Source organism: Arthrobacter alpinus (assembly GCF_001294625.1).
GTDB lineage: Bacteria > Actinomycetota > Actinomycetes > Actinomycetales > Micrococcaceae > Specibacter > Specibacter alpinus_A.
In genome coordinates this window covers 986064-1010945 of the sequence record NZ_CP012677.1, presented here as the reverse complement: position 1 = coordinate 1010945, position 24882 = coordinate 986064, and the positions used below count along the sequence as shown (strand labels likewise).

Below are 24882 nucleotides of genomic sequence, written 5' to 3'. Positions count from 1 at the left end.
GAAGGACCGAACATGAAGAGTCCATTCCAGCAACGCGCCCTCGCCCCGGGGATTGAGCCTGCCGACGTCGTGCACGGCATCGACAAGATGGTGCGCAATATTGAAACTGGCCGCTTTGAGCGTTCCCTTGCAGCGCTTACGGCCGCCGGAGCTCTGGTCACGGCCGCGGAAATCTACTTTGAACACGACAAGGCCAGTTTTGGCAACAAGTGGATGTGGGCGCCAGTGATCCTGGGACCGTTAGCAGCAGCGGCGGGGGTGGCGGGGGTTTGCAGCAAACGCATGGCAAAAACTGCCCTCCCACTGGCCTCGGCGATCATTGTCGCCAATGGCCTCCAGGGAACGTATTTTCATGCCCGCGGGATCGCCCAGAAGCCCGGCGGCTTCAAGAACCTGCGCTACAACATGGAAATGGGCCCGCCCCTGCTGGCCCCGCTGCTGGTGACCATGGTCGGTGGCATGGGATTGCTCGCGGCCCTACTGAGGCGGGAAAAGTGAGCGCGCTGCCCCTTCCCGCCGGCGAGGGCGGCGGCCGATTTCCCGGCTTTAGCGCCGCCAGCCAGGTCAAGCATTGGGATACAGCGACGGCGTCCGTGGTCATGGGTCGCCTGGGCCGGCCCCCTGACATCCGCTTCTTCACCCCGGCCCAAGAAGCCGGCGCGGGCGCCCTGTTCAATCAACTCCTGAACCAGCCCGAAGAACCGCGCGTGCCCGTGGTGTCCATGGTCGATGCCCGGCTGGCTGCCCAAGAAACCGACGGCTGGCACTACGAGGACATGCCCGTCGATGCCCAAGCTTGGCGGCAGTCCTTGGCGGCACTGGATGATGATGCCAGGCTTCGCTGCGGCACAATCTTTGCCGCAGCTGCCTGGAACGACCAAACCCGGCTGCTACAGAGCATCCAAAACCTGGGCACGGCACCGTGGCATGGGATCCCCGCGCACCAGATCTGGAGCCTGTGGACCCGCTACGCGTGCACAGCGTTTTACGCCCATCCATGGGCGTGGGATGAAATCGGTTTCGCCGGGCCCGCCTACCCGCGGGGCTACAAAAACATGGGTGTGGACGCGTTGGAGCCCTTTGAGGTTCGGGACGTCCACCCGGCAGCCGACCCGACCCGAGGGAAGACGGCAACACCATGAGCACTGTGCGTCAACGCAACGAATCGGCATGGCTACTCCCGGCCGGGCCGGAAACCAACCACGCCCTGCGCGAGCAGATGCGCCATTTTGATGACGATGAGGAGATCGACATCGTCATCGTTGGCTGCGGCGCGGGCGGATCCACGCTCCTGCAGCGCCTGGCGCGGGCCGGCTGGCGGGCAGTGGCGCTAGATGCCGGCCCCTTCTGGGATCCAGATCGCGACTGGGTCAGTGACGAGGCCGGCTCACATCACCTCTACTGGAACGAACCGCGGGTCATCGCAGGGAACGATCCCATCCCTTTGGGCTCCAACAACTCCGGCCGGGGCGTGGGCGGGTCGATGGTCCACTACGCCGGGTACGTGCCCCGGTTCCATCCCAGCGACTTCAGCACCCGGACCCTGGACGGGGTGGGAGCAGACTGGCCCCTGCAATACCAAGACCTTCGGCGCTACTATCAGGACATTGAGGAGGAATTGCCGGTGGCTGGGGAGCACTGGCCCTGGGGTGAGCCGCACGGCTACCCCCACAGCCCCCATCCAGTCTCCGGGAACGGCGAACTCTTTCAGCGCGGCGCCCTGGCGGCTGGCATTACCACCAAAGTAGGACCGGTGGCGATCACCAACGGCCGCTTCGGCAACCGGCCCCACTGCATCTACCGCGGCTTCTGCCTGCAGGGGTGCAAGGTCAACGCGAAAGCCTCGCCCTTGATCACTCACATTCCCGATGCCCTGGCCAACGGAGGTGAAGTACGCCCCGATTCCATGGTGACCTCGATCGACGTCAACGCGCGAACCGGACTGGCCACGGGCGTGCACTACATCCGTGGGGGCGTGGCCCATTTTCAGCGGGCCCGCACGGTCGCCGTCGCCGGTTACTCGATCGAAACCCCCCGCCTGCTGCTCAACTCCGCCTCGCCGCGGTTTCCCGACGGGCTCTGCAACGACTTCGACCAGGTGGGCCGCTACCTGATGGTCCAGGGCTCGCCCCAGAACGCCGGACGCTTCGACGCCGAGGTGCGGATGTGGAAGGGCCCGCCACCGGAAGTCAGCAGCGAAGACTTCTACGAAACCGACCCGAGGAAACCCTATAAGCGTGGATTCTCCATCCAAACCGTCTCGCCACTGCCGATCACCTGGGCCGAACATGTCATGGCCCAAGGCCACTGGGGTCCCGCGCTGCGCAACTATATGAGCGACTACGTCCACTGGGCCTGTCTAGGCGCTTTGTGTGAATTCCTCCCCCAGGCCGAGAACCGGGTCACCCTCGCCAATGAGACGGACCGGCACGGGCTGCCCGTGGCGCGTTTCAGCTATTCCCAATGCGAAAACGACCGCGCCTTGATGAACGCTGCACAAGAAAAGATGGAACTCATCCTCACCGCGGCCGGCGCTGATGAGGTCATCACCATCGACCGTTACGCCCATCTGGTGGGCGGGGCACGCATGGCCGCAACGCAAAAGGAGGGCGTGGTCGATGCGGACTGCCGCAGCTTCGCCGTGGCGAACCTGCTCATCACCGATGGCAGTGTCCTGCCCACCCAGGGCAGCGCCAACCCTGCCCTGACCATCATGGCCGTCGCGGCCCGGGCCGCCGACCGGCTGCTCCACAGCGGCGCAGGAGGCCACTGAATCTTCACAGACCAGGCTCGCAGCCGAGAAACCTGAGCACATCCACTCCTGGAGGACGGAAAATTGGCAAAAAAAGTTTCAGACTATCTGCTGGCCCGCCTGCGTGAGTGGGGTGTCGATCACGTCTTCGCGTTCCCGGGAGATGGGATCAACGGGATGCTGGCAGCGTTCGGGCGCGCGGAGAACTAACCGAAATTCATCCAATCCAGGGGGTGCAAGCCAAACGGCCACCACTTCTGTCAGTGATTGCCGTTTGGTCTCAGTCTGACGGGCCATTCAGTAACTATCGCCATTTATCCGGGCACAGCGGAGACCCGGAGCACTGAAGCGGACCGACCGCCACCGGGCAGAATTCACTCATCACTGCCCAGCCTGGACGTGGGTCCAGCACTACTCCCCTAGCGACGGCAGCTTGTATCTGAGTCGCGGTAGATCGGGGCGGGGCCGGATCCAAGAGGGGGTGGGACTAAGCGCGCGTCAGCCCAAGGCCCGCGGATGAGCGGCCGCATAAACTTCACGTAGGGTCTCGGCCGTGACCAGCGTGTAAACCTGTGTGGTGGTCACAGAGGCGTGGCCAAGGAGTTCTTGGACCACCCGAACATCGGCGCCGCCCTCGAGCAAGTGTGTGGCGAAGGAGTGGCGCAGAGTGTGGGGCGACACCTCAGCCTCCACCTGGGCCTTCTCGGCGGTGGCCTTCAGGATGGTCCATACGCTTTGACGGCTGATCCGACCGCCGCGCACGTTAAGAAAGAGCCCCGGCGTGCCTTTGCCCTTGGCAGCCAAGGGACCGCGTCCACGCACCAGGTAGGCTTCGATGGCTCGGAGCGCATAGGAACCGATCGGCACCAGGCGTTCCTTTGATCCTTTGCCGAAGAGCCGAACAAGTGAGGGCCCGCCTTCCCCGGCAGGCACCAGGACCAAATCGTCAACGTCCAATCCCACGGCTTCACTGATGCGGGCCCCGGTGGAGTACAGAAACTCAAGCATGGCCGAGTCCCGCAGCCCGGCGGGGGTGTCAGATCCTGCCGCCTCAAGGATCCTGGTGACCTCGGCAATGCTGATGGCCTTGGGCAGGCGGCGTCCTGCCATGGGCGGGTGGACATCCACGGCGGGATCCTTGGTGGTCAGCCCTTCCAGCGCCCAAAACTTGTGCAGGCCGCGCACGGCCACAATGGTCCGGGCTGCCGAACGCAGCCCGAGCGCGGAGCCGCCGTCGGCCCCGTCTGAGAGTCCCTGGGCAAACTTGCTGACGTGGTGGCGGGTGATCTGTTCCGGCTCGAGCACCGGAACAGCGGAGAGAAAATGCTGGTACCGGGCAAGGTCGCGCTTATAGGCCTGGAGTGTGTTCGCTGCCAGTCCGCGTTCCACACTGACGTGCTGAAGGTAGTCTGCTATGGCCCGCCCCAACGGTGAAATGCTGCCGGCTGTTGCGGGCGCTGCGGCGGGTCCCCCGGGCGTCACTGCGCGCGTTGGCTCGGGTGCGTCGGCCAGGGTGCGTGGGCCTGGCGCAATGAGGTGAACCCTTCACGGGCTGCTGCTGCGGCGGCCAGGATGCCGACGGCGGCGGTCGGGTTGTGGATGCGCCCTTCCAGGACTGCCTTGGCGGCCTCGTCCAGATCGACCCAGCGGAGTTGGATCTCAGCTTCCTCGTCGGTGCGCACATGGCGGTCAGCCTCTGGCACCTGCGACACCTGACGGGCCAAGTAGATTCTGATCGCTTCGTTCGAGGACCCTGGGGAGTTGAAGAAGTCGGTGAGGACATGCCATTGCGTGGCGACCAAATCGGCTTCTTCGGCCAGTTCCCGGGCGGCGCCACTAACAAAGTCCTCGCCCTGAACATCCAGCAGGCCTGCGGGAATTTCCCACAGCTCCATCTTGACGGGATGCCGGTACTGGCGCAGCAGCAACACCTGACCGGCGTCGTTGAGCGCCACTACTGCCACCGCACCCGGATGGTCGACGTAGTCCCGTGTCAACGGCTTGGAGCCGGGGGTGAGGGAAAAAGTATCCGAGACAACATCCCAGATCCGGCCTTGGTACACCGTCGAGGAAGAGAGCATGGGGCGGTAGCTGGGCGCATCAGCCAACGGCTCCTGCGTCTGCCGGCGAATGGTTTCCGCACCCTGTGCCGTCGACGGCGTACCAACGTCTGTCATGATTTCCTAGACATCCAGCAAGCGGGTGGCGTTTTGGCGGTCTAGGGCCGCAGCGATTAGGCCGGCAAAGAGCGGGTGCGGCCGGGTGGGGCGCGAGCTCAGTTCCGGGTGCGCCTGGGTGGAGACGTAGTACGGGTGCACCTCGCGGGGCAGCTCAACAAACTCCACTAGCTTGCCATCAGGCGAAGTTCCGGAGAACACCAGGCCGGCGGCGGCAATCTGGTCACGGTACTTGTTGTTGACCTCATAGCGGTGTCGGTGGCGTTCGGAAACATCCGTGGTGCCGTAGGTCTGCGCGATGACCGACCCTTCGGCAAGCACAGCCGGGTACAGGCCCAGGCGCATAGTTCCACCAAGGTCGCCCTTGCCATCGACGATGTCCAGCTGCTCTTCCATGGTGGCGATAACAGGGTACTTAGGGTTCTCGTCAAACTCCGAGGAGGATGCGCCGTCAAGGCCCACAACATTCCTGGCATATTCGATGACCATGGACTGTAGGCCAAGGCACAGCCCCAACGTGGGCATCTGGTTTTCGCGGGCGTATTTCAGCGCACCCAGCTTCCCTTCAAGGCCGCGGATGCCGAATCCGCCAGGCACGCAGATGCCGTCAACGTCGCCCAACGCCTTGATGGCTCCGGCTTCCGTTGCACAGTCGTCGGAAGGGACCCAGCGGATCTTAACCTTGGTGCTGTTGGCAAAGCCGCCGGCACGAAGCGCCTCGGTGACCGAGAGATAGGCGTCAGGCAGGTCAATGTACTTGCCCACCAAGGCGATCTCGACATGGTGCAACGGGTTGTGGACGGCTTCCAGGAGTTTGTCCCACTTGGTCCAGTCGACGTCCTTGAACGGCAGATCCAGGGCACGCACAATGTAGGAATCCAAGCCCTGGGCGTGCAAGGTCTTGGGGATGTCATAGATGCTGGCGGCATCCGGGCAGCCGATGACGGCTTCAACATCCACGTCGCAGGCACGGCCGATCTTCAGGTGCATTGCCTCAGGCAGGACCCGGTCGGAGCGCAGGATCAAGGCGTCGGGCTGGATGCCCAGGGAACGAAGCGCTGCAACTGAGTGCTGCGTGGGCTTGGTCTTCAATTCATGGGACGGGCCAATGTAGGGCACCAGGGAGACGTGGGCGAAGAAGACGTTATTGCGGCCGATGTCTTGGCGGACCTGGCGTGCGGACTCCAGGAAGGGCTGAGATTCGATGTCGCCCACGGTGCCACCAATTTCGGTGATGATGACGTCGGGGGCGTTCTTGCCTTCGGCGGGCAGGCGCATACGGCGCTTGATCTCGTCGGTGATGTGCGGGATGACTTGGACGGTGTCGCCCAAGTATTCGCCGCGGCGTTCCTTAGCGATGACCGTCGAATACACCTGGCCGGTGGTGACGTTGGCGGAGCCTTCAAGATTCTCATCCAGGAAGCGCTCGTAGTGCCCAATGTCCAAATCAGTTTCGGCGCCGTCGTCAGTGACGAAGACCTCACCGTGCTGGAAGGGATTCATGGTGCCTGGATCCACGTTGAGATAAGGATCGAGTTTTTGCATTGTGACGGACAGGCCGCGTGCACGAAGCAGGTGACCGAGGCTGGAAGCCGTCAGTCCCTTACCGAGCGAGGACGCGACACCGCCGGTGACGAAGATGTGTTTGGTCGTCTTGGACTGACCACTGAACCGGGAATTTGATCGTTGAACCACGGAATTCGAGCCTATCATCTAATGAGCCAATAGTCGTTCGCGCGCAGCCAAATTTTCCCTGGCGGCCACACAAAAACAAACTTTCCTATGCCGCGCCTCGGCGGGCATCTGCCAAGAGTTCCTTGGCATGGGCTTGCGCTGTCGCTGAATCCTCCTGCCCTGCCAGCATCCGGGCCAGTTCCCGAACCCTTTCTTCATCGTTTAAAAGTCGCACGTTGCTGGTCGTGATTCCAGCGCCTGAGTTTTTACTCACAGAGCTCTTTGTGACCAGAATATGCTGATCCGCGAACGCCGCAACCTGGGGCAGGTGTGTGACGACCAAAACCTGCACGTGCCGGGCAAGCATGGCAAGCCTGCGTCCAATTTCGACGGCGGCTTTTCCTCCCACCCCTGAGTCCACCTCGTCAAAAACAAAAGTGGGGACGGGGTCCACAGTGGCCAGGACCACTTCAAGGGCCAGCATCACTCGTGAAAGCTCACCGCCAGAGGCTCCCTTGCCCAGCGGACGTGGCAGCGAGCCGGCGTGCGGTTGCAGCAGGAAAGCTATGTCGTCAGCGCCGTGGATGCCCCGTTCTGCCGGGGTGATCTCAATGACCAGTTTCGCATCGGGCATGGCCAGCGCCTTCAACTCGGCACTGACCTGGCGTGAAAGCTTTTCAGCGGCAGCGCGGCGCAATTTGGTGACTTCCGCGGCCCGGGCAGCAAGTTCCACCAGGGAGCCCGCCAGTTCGGTTTCAAGTTTTTCAATCCTGCCCGAGTCATCCGTCAGCTCGTTGAGCCGCACCCTGGCCTGCTCGGCCCACAGCAGCACACCATCGATGTTGGGCGCGTATTTGCGAACCAGCACGGCCAGCTCGCCGCGTCGGTCCTCCACCTCGGAAAGCCGTCCGGGCCCCTCAGAGTCCAGGGAGGTGGCATAGCCCACCAGATCCCGGGCGATATCGGCCAGCAGGTAGCCTACCTCGGAAACACGCTTGGCGGTCTCGGCCAGTTCGTCGTCGGCGTCGGCCACACCCTCAAGCAGGCGCTTGGCCGTGTCCACAAGGGTCACCGCGTCCTGTCCGTCGCCATAGTCCTCGGCGATCAACGCCTCATGGGCACCCAGGGACGCCCGGCGCAGTTCCTCCACGTTTCCAAGTTTCACCGCCTCTGCCTTGAGCACCTCATCTTCGGCAGGTAGGGGGGAAACGACGTCGATCTCCGCCAGCGCCGCGGTCAGCGATTCCGCCTCACGCAACCGTTCCCGGCTTGAGGTGCGCAACAGTTCCAGTTCCGCCTGGGCGGCCTTCCAGCGCCCAAAAACTCCACTGTAGGACGCCATGGCCGAGGGGAACGATTTTTGTGCTTCCGCGGCGAACTTGTCCAATGCCTCACGTTGCGCGGCTGGGTTCTTCAAACGGATCTGGTCCGACTGCCCGTGCACGGCCACCAGGGTCTCCCCCAGCTCAGTCAGCACGCCAATGGGAGCGCTGCGGCCACCCACGTGCGCCCGGCTTCGCCCGTCGGCACTGACCGTACGGGCCAGGATCAGCTGCGCGCCGCCGTCGAACTCGTCGACGTCGGCTCCAGCCTCCTGCGCCCGCTTGAGCGCAGCATGCCCGGCCGGCAGTGTCAGCGTGGCTTCGGCGGAGGCACTCTTTGCACCGTTGCGCACGGCACCGGCGTCGGCCCTGTTTCCTAGCAGAAGTCCGACGGCGGTGACCACCATAGTCTTTCCGGCGCCAGTTTCACCGCTCACAACGCTCAGCCCAGGGCCCAAGGGAAGTGTGGATTCTGAAATGACGCCCAGGTCGCGGATGCGAATTTCTTCAATCATGAAGTGCTGCGACCCCCCTCAAGGATGTTCGGCAAGTCGTGGTGGGCGACAGTCAGGTCCGGTACCAGCGGGATGGGCCCGGTGGGCGGGCCCTCCAACTGCGATTTGGGCTTAGGGTTCTTGATGATGGGCAGCTGGGAAGTGGGGGGGGAAGTTCCCTCTGGGGAAGGTCCGCGCCAGCCTTGGACAGGCAACTCAAATTTGCGTACGAGCCGTTCGGAGAACGGCGTGATCTGTGTCCTGGCCAGTTTTACCGGCTTGTTGGACCGGGTCACTTCGATGCGTGCGCCCGGAAGCAGGTCAACTGTGCGGCGGCCATCGCACCAAATGACGCCGTATGCGCCGTTGCGGGTGAGGACTTCGACGGCCAAAGTGGAGGTTGGGGCCACCACGAGTGGTTTTGCAAAGAGTGCGTGGGCGCTGATGGGCACCATCAACAGGGCTTCCACACCGGGCCACACCACGGGTCCTCCGGCGGAAAAGGCGTAGGCGGTGGAGCCTGTGGGCGTGGCCATGACCACGCCGTCGCATCCAAAGGAACTCAAAGGCCGGCCATCCACTTCGGTGACCACCTCGATCATGCGTTCACGGTTGCCTTTTTCCAGGGCCACCTCGTTCAGGGCCCAGGTGTGCGCCACCAGTTTCCCCTTGACCCGAACCTTGATATCAAGTGTCATGCGTTCTTCCACCGAGTACTTGCGGCGCACCACCCAGTCGACGGTTTCGATGAGATCGGCCCGTTCGCTTTCCGCTAGGAAACCCACATGGCCCAGATTCACGCCTAGAAGAGGCAGATCGTGGTCGCGGACCAGCTCGGCTGCTCGCAGAATGGTCCCATCCCCGCCCAACACCATGACCAGTTCAATGTCAGCAAGGGTGACGTCGCGCCCCAGGATCTCCATGCTGACGTCGGAGACACCAAGATAGCCCGTCATGTCCGCGAGTTCATCGGCAAACATGACCGGCACGATGTTGTTAGCGTGAAGTTCCACGCACGCCTCTAGGGCAGCAATCATCGATTCCTCGCGCCCGGTGTGAGCAAGAATCAAGACGCGGCGTGTCATGTGCGTAGTTTCCTCAAAAGTAGATGTCAGGACCAGACTTGGGCTAGCAGGGCCTCCACGGCCCTAGTCTGTTCTTCGATCTTATGTGGCTGAGGTGACAGTTCCCGAGTTGCCAGCAGAAAATACTCAACATTTCCGTCTTGCCCGGGCAATGTGCTCACGCCCAGGCCGTGCAGTTCAAGGCCGTTTGCCACAGCCGAGTGTGCCACAAGGCTCACAGCGCGTTTGCGCTCATTCTCGCTGCTGACCACACCTGTCCGAGCCAAACGGTCCTTACCGACCTCAAATTGGGGTTTGACCATCAGCAGAAGGTCACCGCCCGGGCGTGTCGCCAGCGTCAGCGGCCCCATGACCATGGTGAGGGAAATAAAGGAGAGGTCACAGACAGTCAGGTCTGCTGGTCCGCCAATGTCCACTGCATGCATGTAGCGGATGTTCACGCCTTCATAGACGTCAACTCGGGGGTCCTCGCGCAGGGATTTCACCAACTGGCCGTGCCCCACGTCCACCGCGGCCACCGTGGCGGCGCCGTGGCGCAATAATACGTCGGTGAAACCGCCGGTGGAGGCGCCTGCGTCAAAGCAGCGCTTGCCAGCGATGGTGACCTCCGGAAAGAACGCCAAGGCCCCGGCGAGCTTGTTGCCGGCCCGGGAGACATAGTCGGGTTCGCCGTCGTCGGCCAGGGAAATCTCAGACTCTGCGGTCACTGGAAGGGACGCCTTCGTGGCGGTTTTCCCTGCCACGCTAATGCGGCCCACCTTGATCAGGGTGGCCGCCAGTGTCCGGGAGCGGGCAAGTTCGCGGTTGACCAGTTCCTGATCCAAGCGTGTCATGAGCCGCCTCCTACAATGGGCGAGGGATCGGCGTCGAGCTCGTGTTGCAGATCCGCCAACAAAGCGTCGTAGAGGGTCTTGTGCTCGGCGGTTGGCAGGACCGCTGCCTGTGCCGCGCGTGCCACGATCGCATCCACCGAAGGGTCATTTGGCTGGTCCGTGCCCCTCATGGTGTTGGGCTGCGCCAAATGAGTTCCGGCGTGGTGGCGGAGTCTGTTTCGGGCACTTCCGCCCACCAGGCGGCACAGGCAGCGCGCCAAGCATCAATGGTGTTCCCGCCCTCGTCGCCTAGCTGCGTGAGTGTCACCATGACGATGCCATTTTCTACCACGGCGTGCTGGGGACCGCAGTTGAAGACCCCGTCCTCACTGGTGATCTCAGGGTACGGCTGATACAAGTCCTTGAGCGTTTCAATGATGAAACGTGGACGTTCGGCGGTTTTGGCCCGCAACGCCGCCGCGGCTGAATCAACGCCCGTGAGAACCAAGATGGTGGCCATGCCGGCATTATTGCCGCCGACGATGTCGGTGTCGAGGCGGTCCCCCACCACCACCGGTGACTGCGCCCCTAAACGCTGGGCTGCAGTGAGGAACAAGGGGGCCTGAGGTTTTCCTGCCACCAGTGGGTCATGTCCGACGGCGGCACGAACCGCCGCCACGAGTGTTCCGTTGCCCGGTGCTATCCCTCGGTCGCGTGGAATCGTCATGTCCGTATTGGTGGCAATCCAGGCGGCGCCACCATTGATGGCAAACGCCGCCTCGGACAAATCAGCCCAGCCCAGCTTTGGGTCAAAGCCTTGGATGACGACGTCGGGGTTGTCGGTGGCGCTTTCGACCACCATCATGCCGACTTCCTCAACTTCTTGCACCAGGGCAGAACTGCCCACCACCAAAACTCTGCTGCCCCGGGGAAACTTTTGCGCCAGAAGTGCGGCACCGGCCTGTGCGGAACTGACCACTTGGTCATCCTCTGCCGGTGCACCCAAGTCACGCAGGTGTGCTGCCACGTGGGCCGGGGTGCGCGACGCGTTATTCGTCACGTACGCTAGCTTCACATTGACTTCCGCGAGTCCCTGCAGCGCCTCGACGGCGCCAGGAATGGCTTGGGGGCCGGCATAGACCACACCGTCAAGGTCTGCCAGGACGGCGTCAAAGCCGCTCAGCAAAGTTTCCCCGGGCAAAGGACTAGTCCTCCCGGTGATCGAGCTCGTCGAAATCGGCAGATTCGTCGAGATCGCTGTGCGCGCCGCCGTCGTGCTTGTCATTGCTTTCGAAAAGCTCGTCCAGCTCGTCATCACCGGATCCGCCCATCTCGGCACGATCAAGCGCGTCATCGATGCTGTCCTCATTGGATTCAGCATCGTCGGAGTCGAAAGTAGCTGAATCGGCGTCGTCGCCCACTTCCTCGTCAGGGGCGCTGACAGGGGCGGCCTCGTCCTGTGCCACAGCGGCAGGAGCCGTAGCCGGATCCATCACGTCCGAGACACGGGTGCGGGGACGCAATTCCACGCCCAGGTCATCGTCGTCGTCACCCAAGTCAACGATGATCGAATCCGTGCTGTCATCGATGCCGAGAGCTTCCTCAGCAACGAGGGCCTGACGCTCCCATCCCTTAGCTTCGTCCTTGCGGTTCACCGCGCGCAGGACCATGCCATAGGCGCGGAACAGGCGGGGGCTGAAGGAGAAGGCACGGTTCATGTCGAGCTGCGGGATTTCAAGGACCGACAAGGCGGCCTCGAGGTCGCCCATGTCGCCGCGGGCGCCGGACTCGACAATGGCCAACTCCACCCTGCCAGCGGTGTCCAGGGATTCGGCGTCCTCGGACTTGATCAAATCAAGGGCACGGTCCGGGCGGCCCAAACCACGTTCACAGTCAGCCATGAGCGGTAGGTGCACGTTAGAACCGCTGATGCGGCGGTAGGTGCGTAGCTCACGCAACGCTTCAGCGTAGTTGCCGGCCGCGTAGGCGGTCATGGCGACTGCCTCACGGACGCAGGCAAGACGCCCGCCGCGGCGGCTGGCGGCCAAGGCGTGCTGGAAGGCCAGCTCGGGGTCAAAGTCGATCAAGCGACCGGCCATAACCAGGTGCTTGGAAACCCATTCATTGTTGCGGGAGTCGAGAATGCGCAGCTGGGCGCGCGTTACCTTGTCGAGCTCTTCGCCAGTGACGTCCGGATCGATCTCGGGTGAGCGCTCACGGTCCACGCGGTTGGAGCTGCGCAAGTCCCCTGCGTTGCGTGTAGGTGCCACGCGTGGCCCGCGGTTGTCACGATCGCCTGCGGGCTTGCGGTCACCGTAGGGGCGGTCACTTGCCGGGCGTGCGGGGCGGTCGCCGTAGCTGCCGCGGTTGTCACGATCGCCTGCGGGCTTGCGGTCACCGTAGGGGCGGTCACTTGCCGGGCGTGCGGGGCGGTCGCCGTAGCTGCCGCGGTTGTCACGATCGCCTGCGGGCTTGCGGTCACCGTAGGGGCGGTCACTTGCAGGGCGTGCGGGGCGGTCGCCGTAGCTGCCGCGGTTGTCACGATCGCCTGCGGGCTTGCGGTCACCGTAGGGGCGGTCACTTGCCGGGCGTGCGGGGCGGTCGCCGTAGCTGCCGCGGTTGTCACGATCGCCTGCGGGCTTGCGGTCACCGTAGGGGCGGTCACTTGCCGGGCGTGCGGGGCGGTCGCCGTAGCTGCCGCGGTTGTCACGATCGCCTGCGGGCTTGCGGTCACCGTAGGGGCGGTCACTTGCCGGGCGTGCGGGGCGGTCGCCGTAGCTGCCGCGGTTGTCACGATCGCCTGCGGGCTTGCGGTCACCGTAGGGGCGGTCACTTGCCGGGCGTGCGGGGCGGTCGCCGTAGCTGCCGCGGTTGTCACGATCGCCTGCGGGCTTGCGGTCACCGTAGGGGCGGTCACTTGCCGGGCGTGCGGGGCGGTCGCCGTAGCTGCCGCGGTTGTCACGATCGCCTGCGGGCTTGCGGTCACCGTAGGGGCGGTCACTTGCAGGGCGTGCGGGGCGGTCGCCGTAGCTGCCGCGGTTGTCACGATCGCCTGCGGGCTTGCGGTCACCGTAGGGGCGGTCACCGCCTCGGTTGTCACGCTCACCGAATGATTTACGGTCTTCACGACGTCCGTTGACTAAAGGACGGTCAGCAGCGCGTTGGTCCCGATCACCGAACGGCTTGCGGTCTTCACGGTTGCCACCGAATCCAGGCCGGTCACCTGTCGGGCGCCCGCCCTGGGCGCCGCGGTCATCGCGGTTGCCGTATGGGCGGTCTCCGCCAGTGCGTGCGGGGCGGTCTCCGTAAGGACGTGCGCTTGCAGGCTTGCGGTCGCCGGCAGGAGGCCGACCCGCTGAACCTGAGCCGCCGCGGTTCTCCCCGCCCTTGTGTTCGTGTGAGTTTCCATCGCGATTACTGCCGTACTGCTCAGCCATGCCGACTCCTATACCTTTGAGCGTACTAACTGGCACAGTAACAGCCGCTCTTCACTATTGATCTTCTACTGCAAAAATCTTGGACCCACTGGCCCACAGTACAGTCTAGTCGAGGCTGGGCGTCCCACCCATAAATCTGACGTATCTGGCCAAGATGAGGGACCAATCACAGTCAAAGCCGCCAGTAGGCTCCTCCACGGGACCGTCGTCGAACTCGATGGTCACCCTAGTTGAATTATCTGTTTCAGACTCGAAGCGAATCTCAACGTCTAATGGCTCTTGGGAATCTTGACACATCGTCCATTCCAGTCTGATTAGGGAAGGAGACTGCCAGTCCACTATGTCAGCCCACACAAGTTCCTCGCCCTCCACAGATTCCTCAACCAGGTGATCACGAAGAAAGGCCACATGCGATCCGTGACCGAACGAACTCACGGTATCGACTGGCCACCATAGGTGAACCGCGTCTGTGAACCCGTCGAAGGCATGTACCGCGGAGGCACCCACCACCAACGATTCAGCGCGGCGACTACCGGGCTCCGTTGGTACTACATAGTCAGGCTCAGGTGCATGTGAAAAGATGTCAGGCATCCCACTAGCTTACGTCCAGAATCCGAATCGTGCTTGTTTGGGGTTTCTAGTTGTGGGGGTGTTTAAAGGGGTGTGGCCTCTTGGTGGGGAGGCTGGTCGTGGTTGGTAGTGGTTGGTTGGTGGTGGTTGGTTGGTGGTGGTTGGTTAAATGAGGGAGGCCCCGCACCGTGTGGTGTGGGGCCTCGACCTTTTTACTGTTTGTCCGGCGGTGTCCTACTCTCCCACATCCTGTCGAATGCAGTACCATCGGCGCTGTGGGTCTTAGCTTCCGGGTTCGGAATGGGACCGGGCGTTTCCCCCACGCTATGACCACCGTAACTTTATTCCCAGGACCAGGTGTCTGGTTGGGTGGTTTGTTGGGTGTTGTGTGGATCAATCAGTTATTCTATTATACAAGATTCCTGGTTGTGATGTGCCCGCACTGGTGGTGGGGTTAGTCACAAGGGTTTCTTGTGTTGTTTTGTTCCCGTGTTAACAACGAACGTTGGGTTTGTTGTTTGGGAACCACATAGTGAACGCGAGCATGCTTTGTTACTCTTGTGGGGTGTGAATAGCTTTTGATTTATTCGCACCCTGTATGGGAGTGTTTGTGTGGTGTAAGTTATCGGCCTATTAGTACCGGTCAGCTTCACGAGTCTTTAGTCCTCGCTTCCACGTCCGGCCTATCAACCCAGTGGTCTAGCTGGGGGCCTCTCACACTTATCGTGTATGGAAATCTCATCTCGAAGCGAGCTTCCCGCTTAGATGCTTTCAGCGGTTATCCCATCCGAACGTAGCTAATCAGCGATGCACTTGGCAGTACAACTGACACACCAGAGGTTCGTCCGTCCCGGTCCTCTCGTACTAAGGACAGCCCTTCTCAAATTTCCTGCGCGCGCAGCGGATAGGGACCGAACTGTCTCACGACGTTCTAAACCCAGCTCGCGTACCGCTTTAATGGGCGAACAGCCCAACCCTTGGGACCTACTCCAGCCCCAGGATGCGACGAGCCGACATCGAGGTGCCAAACCATGCCGTCGATATGGACTCTTGGGCAAGATCAGCCTGTTATCCCCGAGGTACCTTTTATCCGTTGAGCGACGGCCATTCCACAATGTGCCGCCGGATCACTAGTCCCGACTTTCGTCCCTGCTCGAGGTGTCCCTCTCACAGTCAAGCTCCCTTGTGCACTTACACTCGAAACCTGATTGCCAACCAGGCTGAGGGAACCTTTGGGCGCCTCCGTTACTCTTTAGGAGGCAACCGCCCCAGTTAAACTACCCATCAGGCACTGTCCCTGACCCGGATTACGGGCCGAAGTTAGATGTCCAAAGTGACCAGAGTGGTATTTCAACGATGACTCCATTCCAACTAGCGTTGGAACTTCACAGTCTCCCACCTATCCTACACAAGCCACTCCGAACACCAATACCAAACTATAGTAAAGGTCTCGGGGTCTTTCCGTCCTGCTGCGCGTAACGAGCATCTTTACTCGTACTGCAATTTCGCCGAGTTTATGGTTGAGACAGCGGGGAAGTCGTTACTCCATTCGTGCAGGTCGGAACTTACCCGACAAGGAATTTCGCTACCTTAGGATGGTTATAGTTACCACCGCCGTTTACTGGGGCTTAAATTCTCAGCTTCGCACTTACGTGCTAACCGGTCCTCTTAACCTTCCAGCACCGGGCAGGAGTCAGTCCGTATACATCGTCTTGCGACTTCGCACGGACCTGTGTTTTTAGTAAACAGTCGCTTCCCCCTGGTCTCTGCGGCCCACACCCGCTCACGGACAGCTAGTGTCCTTCACGAGGCAGGCCCCCCTTCTCCCGAAGTTACGGGGGCATTTTGCCGAGTTCCTTAACCATAATTCTCTCGATCGCCTTAGTATTCTCTACCTGATCACCTGTGTCGGTTTGGGGTACGGGCAGTTGGAACCTCACGTCGATGCTTTTCTAGGCAGCATAGGATCACCGAATTCCCCCTAAGGGGGGTCCCATCAGATCTCAAGAGTGTCATTGAAGACTACGTGACGGATTTGCCTATCACGTTCCCTACATCCTTAGACCGGGACTACCATCGCCCGGCTCGGCTACCTTCCTGCGTCACACCTGTTAATACGTTTACCTCCCTGATTCAGGTCCCACGCTCCCCTTCTAGCCTGGCCCGAAGGCACTCACTAAAAAGATTGGGTGGTTAGTATCATCAGTTCAATATGGGCGGTTCTTCACCGGTACGGGAATATCAACCCGTTGTCCATCGACTACGCCTGTCGGCCTCGCCTTAGGTCCCGACTTACCCAGGGCAGATTAGCTTGACCCTGGAACCCTTGATCATTCGGCGGACGGGTTTCTCACCCGTCTTTCGCTACTCATGCCTGCATTCTCACTCGTGTGGGCTCCACCGCTAGTTCACACTGCGGCTTCAATGCCCACACGACGCTCCCCTACCACTCCAAACCCCTGAACAGGTACAAGACAAGTCCTGATCTGCTTGGGTACTGTTTGAAATCCACAACTTCGGCGGTGTACTTGAGCCCCGCTACATTGTCGGCGCGGAATCACTTGACCAGTGAGCTATTACGCACTCTTTTAAGGATGGCTGCTTCTAAGCCAACCTCCTGGTTGTCTAAGCAATCCCACATCCTTTCCCACTTAGCACACGCTTAGGGGCCTTAGTTGGTGGTCTGGGCTGTTTCCCTCTCGACTATGAAGCTTATCCCCCACAGTCTCACTGCTACGCTCTCACTTACCGGCATTCGGAGTTTGGCTGACGTCAGTAACCTTGTAGGGCCCATTAGCCATCCAGTAGCTCTACCTCCAGTAAGAAACACGTAACGCTGCACCTAAATGCATTTCGGGGAGAACCAGCTATCACGAAGTTTGATTGGCCTTTCACCCCTACCCACAGCTCATCCCCTCCATTTTCAACTGAAGTGGGTTCGGTCCTCCACGCGCTCTTACACACGCTTCAACCTGGCCATGGGTAGATCACTTCGCTTCGGGTCTAGATCACGCCACTGCAACGCCCTATTCAGACTCGCTTTCGCTACGGCTTCCCCACACGGGTTAACCTCGCGACGTAACACTAACTCGCAGGCTCATTCTTCAAAAGGCACGCCATCACCACAACAACAACCCACAAGTGGGCTCGGTGGCTCTAACGGATTGTAAGCACACGGTTTCAGGTACTATTTCACTCCCCTCCCGGGGTACTTTTCACCTTTCCCTCACGGTACTTGTCCGCTATCGGTCATTAGGTAGTATTTAGGCTTATCAGGTGGTCCTGACAGATTCACACGGGATTTCTCGGGCCCCGTGCTACTTGGGATACTCTCCAGGGAGTGCACTGCATTTCAGTTACGGGACTCTCACCCTCTACGGTCGGCCATTCAAAACCGTTCACCTATACATGCACCATTCCCCTCAACGAACCGGCAGATTCGTAACGGTGAGTCCCTCAACCCCGACCATGCAACGCCCGCCGGCTATCACACATGGCACGGTTTAGCCTGTTCCGCGTTCGCTCGCCACTACTAACGGAATCACTATTGTTTTCTCTTCCTGTGGGTACTGAGATGTTTCACTTCCCCACGTTCCCTCCACACACCCTATATATTCAGGTGCAGGTCATCACCTCGCCTTACGACGGGTAACGGGGTTCCCCCATTCGGACACCCTCGGATCAAAGTTCGGTTATCAACTCCCCGAGGCTTATCGCAGATTCCTACGTCCTTCTTCGGCTCCTAATGCCAAGGCATCCACCGTGTGCCCTTAAAAACTTGACCACACAAAATAGTCAAAAAACACTTACATATTATCGAGAGAACCATGAAAACCAACACCACCACACCCCAAAGGATGTAACAGCATCAGATCCAGGTTCAATTATCTCAAAGAAATTGCTTCTTTATAAAGATGCTCGCGTTCACTATGTAGTTCTCAAACAACAACCCCACCACACACCATCCCACCAAGACACCGATCACGAACCACCCCCAAAGAGCAGTCACGCAAACCAGCACCGCCTAGCGGTTGGTTGTGTGCGGGAAACCAGAAACAAAACAACACCCCCCACCCCCAAACAGGAGCGAAGGAATCGTTGTTGCCTCAGGACCCAACAGTGTGCCAAACACATAACAACCCACGCAACTACCAACCCATACAGCTCTTTCCCCACCATCCCCGAAGGAATCGTTGTACTAGAACCAGGTCACCAATTGCCGATCATCAGCTACTTTATTGATATTCCACCCTTGAGCAACCTACCGAGAAACAAACGTTCTCGCAGTAAGTCTTTACTCCTCATACCACCAACACAACCCATGCGGGCTACCTCGTGGCACTCGGTGCTCCTTAGAAAGGAGGTGATCCAGCCGCACCTTCCGGTACGGCTACCTTGTTACGACTTAGTCCCAATCGCCAGTCCCACCTTCGACAGCTCCCTCCCCACAAGGGGGTTAGGCCACCGGCTTCGGGTGTTACCAACTTTCGTGACTTGACGGGCGGTGTGTACAAGGCCCGGGAACGTATTCACCGCAGCGTTGCTGATCTGCGATTACTAGCGACTCCGACTTCATGGGGTCGAGTTGCAGACCCCAATCCGAACTGAGACCGGCTTTTTGGGATTAGCTCCACCTCACAGTATCGCAACCCATTGTACCGGCCATTGTAGCATGCGTGAAGCCCAAGACATAAGGGGCATGATGATTTGACGTCGTCCTCACCTTCCTCCGAGTTGACCCCGGCAGTCTCCTATGAGTCCCCACCATAACGTGCTGGCAACATAGAACGAGGGTTGCGCTCGTTGCGGGACTTAACCCAACATCTCACGACACGAGCTGACGACAACCATGCACCACCTGTAAACCGACCGCAAGCGGGGCACTTGTTTCCAAGCGTTTCCAGTTCATGTCAAGCCTTGGTAAGGTTCTTCGCGTTGCATCGAATTAATCCGCATGCTCCGCCGCTTGTGCGGGCCCCCGTCAATTCCTTTGAGTTTTAGCCTTGCGGCCGTACTCCCCAGGCGGGGCACTTAATGCGTTAGCTACGGCGCGGAAAACGTGGAATGTCCCCCACACCTAGTGCCCAACGTTTACGGCATGGACTACCAGGGTATCTAATCCTGTTCGCTCCCCATGCTTTCGCTCCTCAGCGTCAGTTAATGCCCAGAGACCTGCCTTCGCCATCGGTGTTCCTCCTGATATCTGCGCATTTCACCGCTACACCAGGAATTCCAGTCTCCCCTACATCACTCTAGTCTGCCCGTACCCACCGCAGATCCGGGGTTGAGCCCCGGACTTTCACGGCAGACGCGACAAACCGCCTACGAGCTCTTTACGCCCAATAATTCCGGATAACGCTTGCACCCTACGTATTACCGCGGCTGCTGGCACGTAGTTAGCCGGTGCTTCTTCTGCAAGTACCCTCAACCACACAACGTGTAGCCTTGTTCCCTACTGAAAGAGGTTTACAACCCGAAGGCCGTCATCCCTCACGCGGCGTCGCTGCATCAGGCTTTCGCCCATTGTGCAATATTCCCCACTGCTGCCTCCCGTAGGAGTCTGGGCCGTGTCTCAGTCCCAGTGTGGCCGGTCACCCTCTCAGGCCGGCTACCCGTCGTCGCCTTGGTGAGCCATTACCTCACCAACAAGCTGATAGGCCGCGAGTCCATCCAAAACCACTAAAGCTTTCAACAAAACCCCATGCGAGGAAAAGTCAATATCCAGTATTAGACCCAGTTTCCCAGGCTTATCCCAGAGTTAAGGGCAGGTTACTCACGTGTTACTCACCCGTTCGCCACTAATCCCCCCACAAGTGAGGTTCATCGTTCGACTTGCATGTGTTAAGCACGCCGCCAGCGTTCATCCTGAGCCAGGATCAAACTCTCCGTTAATAAAACAAACAGACACACACAACCAAACCGGAAAAAGGTTACAGCCATGTGCACTAAATTCGAAACCAGCTAAAGACTGCCGTCACCACAGGGGCGGCAACAAACAGTCAAATAACCAATTCAATACAATAAATTGGTATCAATAAAACTTGGCACACTATTGAGTTCTCAAACAACAACCACACCCAGCCAACACACCACAAAAACCCTGCAAACAAGCAGAAGAACCATGACGATCAGTGCCGGAGCAACTTTTCAAGCTTACCCGCAAAGAATCCATAAAGCAAATCCGCTAAACAACGAAAAAAACCCAACAAACCCAACAAACCCAACAAACCCAACAAACCCAACAAACCCACAGATCAAGAACCAAAAAACAGTCCAAAACCCTACGAATCCCTGCCCCAAACAACCAAGGCAACTCGAAAAACAATACACACCTTTCAACCACAAAGCAAACCAGCCAACACCCTCCCCGGCAGCCACACCGATCGTCCCCACCTTCTCTGTCAAAATACCCGCACACGGGCCCCAAGACGGGCCGGCGCCCCTGGCAGAGCAACACGGCCACGTGAACCCATGGCAACATACGGCACAACCAGCTGGGAGCCCCAAACACGCCAGCACACATCCAGGAAGTCTCCCCCCGCCGACCACCGCCGCAGCTGCTACTGCTACTGCTACTGGCAATAGCAGCAACCGTAGCGCGAAGGCGACTTCTGGGATCGCTGCGACCGCCAGGCACAACAAGTCTTCGCAGGCCCGCGATGACGGAATCCGGACGCCGCGGGCCACGTCCTTCACCCCGCACCGTACCACCACCTCGTCAAGGCCACCCATCAGCGCCAACCGTCTTGGTGTGGCTGTCTTGGGGTTTCTAGTTGTGGGGGTGTTTAAAGGGGTGGGCCTCTTGGTGGGGAGGCTGGTGGTGGTTGGTGGTGGTTGGTTAAATGAGGGAGGCCCCGCACCGTGTGGTGTGGGGCCTCGACCTTTTTACTGTTTGTCCGGCGGTGTCCTACTCTCCCACATCCTGTCGAATGCAGTACCATCGGCGCTGTGGGTCTTAGCTTCCGGGTTCGGAATGGGACCGGGCGTTTCCCCCACGCTATGACCACCGTAACTTTATTCCCAGGACCAGGTATCTGGTTGGGTGGTTTGTTGGGTGTTGTGTGGATCAATCAGTTATTCTATTATACAAGATTCCTGGTTGTGATGTGCCCGCACTGGTGGTGGGGTTAGTCACAAGGGTTTCTTGTGTTGTTTTGTTCCCGTGTTAACAACGAACGTTGGGTTTGTTGTTTGGGAACCACATAGTGAACGCGAGCATGCTTTGTTACTCTTGTGGGGTGTGAATAGCTTTTGATTTATTCGCACCCTGTATGGGAGTGTTTGTGTGGTGTAAGTTATCGGCCTATTAGTACCGGTCAGCTTCACGAGTCTTTAGTCCTCGCTTCCACGTCCGGCCTATCAACCCAGTGGTCTAGCTGGGGGCCTCTCACACTTATCGTGTATGGAAATCTCATCTCGAAGCGAGCTTCCCGCTTAGATGCTTTCAGCGGTTATCCCATCCGAACGTAGCTAATCAGCGATGCACTTGGCAGTACAACTGACACACCAGAGGTTCGTCCGTCCCGGTCCTCTCGTACTAAGGACAGCCCTTCTCAAATTTCCTGCGCGCGCAGCGGATAGGGACCGAACTGTCTCACGACGTTCTAAACCCAGCTCGCGTACCGCTTTAATGGGCGAACAGCCCAACCCTTGGGACCTACTCCAGCCCCAGGATGCGACGAGCCGACATCGAGGTGCCAAACCATGCCGTCGATATGGACTCTTGGGCAAGATCAGCCTGTTATCCCCGAGGTACCTTTTATCCGTTGAGCGACGGCCATTCCACAATGTGCCGCCGGATCACTAGTCCCGACTTTCGTCCCTGCTCGAGGTGTCCCTCTCACAGTCAAGCTCCCTTGTGCACTTACACTCGAAACCTGATTGCCAACCAGGCTGAGGGAACCTTTGGGCGCCTCCGTTACTCTTTAGGAGGCAACCGCCCCAGTTAAACTACCCATCAGGCACTGTCCCTGACCCGGATTACGGGCCGAAGTTAGATGTCCAAAGTGACCAGAGTGGTATTTCAACGATGACTCCATTCCAACTAGCGTTGGAACTTCACAGTCTCCCACCTATCCTACACAAGCCACTCCGAACACCAATACCAAACTATAGTAAAGGTCTCGGGGTCTTTCCGTCCTGCTGCGCGTAACGAGCATCTTTACTCGTACTGCAATTTCGCCGAGTTTATGGTTGAGACAGCGGGGAAGTCGTTACTCCATTCGTGCAGGTCGGAACTTACCCGACAAGGAATTTCGCTACCTTAGGATGGTTATAGTTACCACCGCCGTTTACTGGGGCTTAAATTCTCAGCTTCGCACTTACGTGCTAACCGGTCCTCTTAACCTTCCAGCACCGGGCAGGAGTCAGTCCGTATACATCGTCTTGCGACTTCGCACGGACCTGTGTTTTTAGTAAACAGTCGCTTCCCCCTGGTCTCTGCGGCCCACACCCGCTCACGGACAGCTAGTGTCCTTCACGAGGCAGGCCCCCCTTCTCCCGAAGTTACGGGGGCATTTTGCCGAGTTCCTTAACCATAATTCTCTCGATCGCCTTAGTATTCTCTACCTGATCACCTGTGTCGGTTTGGGGTACGGGCAGTTGGAACCTCACGTCGATGCTTTTCTAGGCAGCATAGGATCACCGAATTCCCCCTAAGGGGGGTCCCATCAGATCTCAAGAGTGTCATTGAAGACTACGTGACGGATTTGCCTATCACGTTCCCTACATCCTTAGACCGGGACTACCATCGCCCGGCTCGGCTACCTTCCTGCGTCACACCTGTTAATACGTTTACCTCCCTGATTCAGGTCCCACGCTCCCCTTCTAGCCTGGCCCGAAGGCACTCACTAAAAAGATTGGGTGGTTAGTATCATCAGTTCAATATGGGCGGTTCTTCACCGGTACGGGAATATCAACCCGTTGTCCATCGACTACGCCTGTCGGCCTCGCCTTAGGTCCCGACTTACCCAGGGCAGATTAGCTTGACCCTGGAACCCTTGATCATTCGGCGGACGGGTTTCTCACCCGTCTTTCGCTACTCATGCCTGCATTCTCACTCGTGTGGGCTCCACCGCTAGTTCACACTGCGGCTTCAATGCCCACACGACGCTCCCCTACCACTCCAAACCCCTGAACAGGTACAAGACAAGTCCTGATCTGCTTGGGTACTGTTTGAAATCCACAACTTCGGCGGTGTACTTGAGCCCCGCTACATTGTCGGCGCGGAATCACTTGACCAGTGAGCTATTACGCACTCTTTTAAGGATGGCTGCTTCTAAGCCAACCTCCTGGTTGTCTAAGCAATCCCACATCCTTTCCCACTTAGCACACGCTTAGGGGCCTTAGTTGGTGGTCTGGGCTGTTTCCCTCTCGACTATGAAGCTTATCCCCCACAGTCTCACTGCTACGCTCTCACTTACCGGCATTCGGAGTTTGGCTGACGTCAGTAACCTTGTAGGGCCCATTAGCCATCCAGTAGCTCTACCTCCAGTAAGAAACACGTAACGCTGCACCTAAATGCATTTCGGGGAGAACCAGCTATCACGAAGTTTGATTGGCCTTTCACCCCTACCCACAGCTCATCCCCTCCATTTTCAACTGAAGTGGGTTCGGTCCTCCACGCGCTCTTACACACGCTTCAACCTGGCCATGGGTAGATCACTTCGCTTCGGGTCTAGATCACGCCACTGCAACGCCCTATTCAGACTCGCTTTCGCTACGGCTTCCCCACACGGGTTAACCTCGCGACGTAACACTAACTCGCAGGCTCATTCTTCAAAAGGCACGCCATCACCACAACAACAACCCACAAGTGGGCTCGGTGGCTCTAACGGATTGTAAGCACACGGTTTCAGGTACTATTTCACTCCCCTCCCGGGGTACTTTTCACCTTTCCCTCACGGTACTTGTCCGCTATCGGTCATTAGGTAGTATTTAGGCTTATCAGGTGGTCCTGACAGATTCACACGGGATTTCTCGGGCCCCGTGCTACTTGGGATACTCTCCAGGGAGTGCACTGCATTTCAGTTACGGGACTCTCACCCTCTACGGTCGGCCATTCAAAACCGTTCACCTATACATGCACCATTCCCCTCAACGAACCGGCAGATTCGTAACGGTGAGTCCCTCAACCCCGACCATGCAACGCCCGCCGGCTATCACACATGGCACGGTTTAGCCTGTTCCGCGTTCGCTCGCCACTACTAACGGAATCACTATTGTTTTCTCTTCCTGTGGGTACTGAGATGTTTCACTTCCCCACGTTCCCTCCACACACCCTATATATTCAGGTGCAGGTCATCACCTCGCCTTACGACGGGTAACGGGGTTCCCCCATTCGGACACCCTCGGATCAAAGTTCGGTTATCAACTCCCCGAGGCTTATCGCAGATTCCTACGTCCTTCTTCGGCTCCTAATGCCAAGGCATCCACCGTGTGCCCTTAAAAACTTGACCACACAAAATAGTCAAAAAACACTTACATATTATCGAGAGAACCATGAAAACCAACACCACCACACCCCAAAGGATGTAACAGCATCAGATCCAGGTTCAATT

General features: G+C 59.1%; 13 protein-coding genes and 5 rRNA genes. 4 read left to right on the top strand and 14 right to left on the bottom strand.

The features are described 5' to 3' along the window. The first annotated feature begins 12 nt into the window (after nucleotides 1-12). The 4 genes from AOC05_RS04385 (at nucleotide 13) to AOC05_RS18735 (ending at nucleotide 2962) form a co-directional block, all read left to right on the top strand. Entirely contained in the window at nucleotides 13-498 is a 486-nt protein-coding gene (locus AOC05_RS04385; RefSeq protein WP_062005988.1) for a hypothetical protein, read from the top strand. Beyond that, complete coding sequence (locus AOC05_RS04380; protein ID WP_062005986.1) at nucleotides 495-1142, top strand: gluconate 2-dehydrogenase subunit 3 family protein; 648 nt, start codon at nucleotides 495-497, stop codon at nucleotides 1140-1142. Before AOC05_RS04385 ends, AOC05_RS04380 begins: the two co-directional genes overlap by 4 nt. Beyond that, the gene (locus AOC05_RS04375; RefSeq protein ID WP_062005984.1) at nucleotides 1139-2773 is read left to right on the top strand and encodes a GMC family oxidoreductase; all 1635 of its coding nucleotides are present in this window, start codon (nucleotides 1139-1141) and stop codon (nucleotides 2771-2773) included. The genes AOC05_RS04380 and AOC05_RS04375 overlap by 4 nt, the downstream gene beginning before the upstream one ends. Before the next feature lie 63 nt (nucleotides 2774-2836). Continuing rightward, nucleotides 2837-2962 (top strand): thiamine pyrophosphate-binding protein, encoded by a 126-nt coding sequence (locus AOC05_RS18735; RefSeq protein ID WP_082357762.1) that lies wholly within the window; start codon nucleotides 2837-2839, stop codon nucleotides 2960-2962. 288 nt (nucleotides 2963-3250) lie between these two features. Here AOC05_RS18735 and xerD read toward each other — a convergent pair whose 3' ends face one another. From xerD to AOC05_RS04305, 14 genes are all read right to left on the bottom strand, one after another. Further along, a complete protein-coding gene (gene xerD, locus AOC05_RS04370) occupies nucleotides 3251-4234 on the bottom strand; it encodes a site-specific tyrosine recombinase XerD (protein WP_230085579.1) in 984 nt (327 codons plus the stop codon). Then, the gene (locus tag AOC05_RS04365; RefSeq protein WP_230085650.1) at nucleotides 4231-4833 is read right to left on the bottom strand and encodes an NUDIX domain-containing protein; all 603 of its coding nucleotides are present in this window, start codon (nucleotides 4831-4833) and stop codon (nucleotides 4231-4233) included. Before AOC05_RS04365 ends, xerD begins: the two co-directional genes overlap by 4 nt. 102 nt (nucleotides 4834-4935) lie before the next feature. Then, entirely contained in the window at nucleotides 4936-6642 is a 1707-nt protein-coding gene (locus tag AOC05_RS04360; protein WP_062005981.1) for a CTP synthase, read from the bottom strand. Nucleotides 6643-6709: 67 nt separating this feature from the next. After that, on the bottom strand, nucleotides 6710-8440 hold the full coding sequence (gene recN, locus AOC05_RS04355; RefSeq protein ID WP_062005979.1) for a DNA repair protein RecN: 1731 nt from the start codon (nucleotides 8438-8440) through the stop codon (nucleotides 6710-6712). Further along, nucleotides 8437-9504 carry an NAD kinase gene (locus AOC05_RS04350; RefSeq protein WP_082357760.1) on the bottom strand — a complete coding sequence of 356 codons (1068 nt, stop codon included), beginning with the start codon at nucleotides 9502-9504 and terminating at the stop codon, nucleotides 8437-8439. The genes recN and AOC05_RS04350 overlap by 4 nt, the downstream gene beginning before the upstream one ends. Before the next feature lie 26 nt (nucleotides 9505-9530). Continuing rightward, complete coding sequence (locus AOC05_RS04345) at nucleotides 9531-10337, bottom strand: TlyA family RNA methyltransferase (protein WP_062005977.1); 807 nt, start codon at nucleotides 10335-10337, stop codon at nucleotides 9531-9533. Further along, nucleotides 10334-10507 carry a hypothetical protein gene (locus tag AOC05_RS19270; RefSeq protein WP_157374899.1) on the bottom strand — a complete coding sequence of 58 codons (174 nt, stop codon included), beginning with the start codon at nucleotides 10505-10507 and terminating at the stop codon, nucleotides 10334-10336. The genes AOC05_RS04345 and AOC05_RS19270 overlap by 4 nt, the downstream gene beginning before the upstream one ends. Then, complete coding sequence (locus AOC05_RS04340; RefSeq protein WP_062005975.1) at nucleotides 10504-11517, bottom strand: HAD-IIA family hydrolase; 1014 nt, start codon at nucleotides 11515-11517, stop codon at nucleotides 10504-10506. The genes AOC05_RS19270 and AOC05_RS04340 overlap by 4 nt, the downstream gene beginning before the upstream one ends. A 4-nt stretch (nucleotides 11518-11521) precedes the next feature. Beyond that, nucleotides 11522-13753 carry a hypothetical protein gene (locus AOC05_RS19710; protein ID WP_197277895.1) on the bottom strand — a complete coding sequence of 744 codons (2232 nt, stop codon included), beginning with the start codon at nucleotides 13751-13753 and terminating at the stop codon, nucleotides 11522-11524. A 791-nt stretch (nucleotides 13754-14544) separates the two neighbouring features. Beyond that, nucleotides 14545-14661, bottom strand: a 5S ribosomal RNA gene (rrf, locus tag AOC05_RS04325). A gap of 274 nt (nucleotides 14662-14935) precedes the next feature. Next, nucleotides 14936-18107, bottom strand: a 23S ribosomal RNA gene (locus tag AOC05_RS04320). 572 nt (nucleotides 18108-18679) lie between these two features. Beyond that, nucleotides 18680-20215: ribosomal RNA gene (locus AOC05_RS04315) — 16S ribosomal RNA — on the bottom strand. A 1002-nt stretch (nucleotides 20216-21217) separates the two neighbouring features. Continuing rightward, nucleotides 21218-21334 (bottom strand): 5S ribosomal RNA (gene rrf / locus AOC05_RS04310). 274 nt (nucleotides 21335-21608) lie between these two features. Next, nucleotides 21609-24780: ribosomal RNA gene (locus tag AOC05_RS04305) — 23S ribosomal RNA — on the bottom strand. The 16S, 23S and 5S rRNA genes sit together here, the layout of an rRNA operon. Nucleotides 24781-24882: the final 102 nt, after the last annotated feature.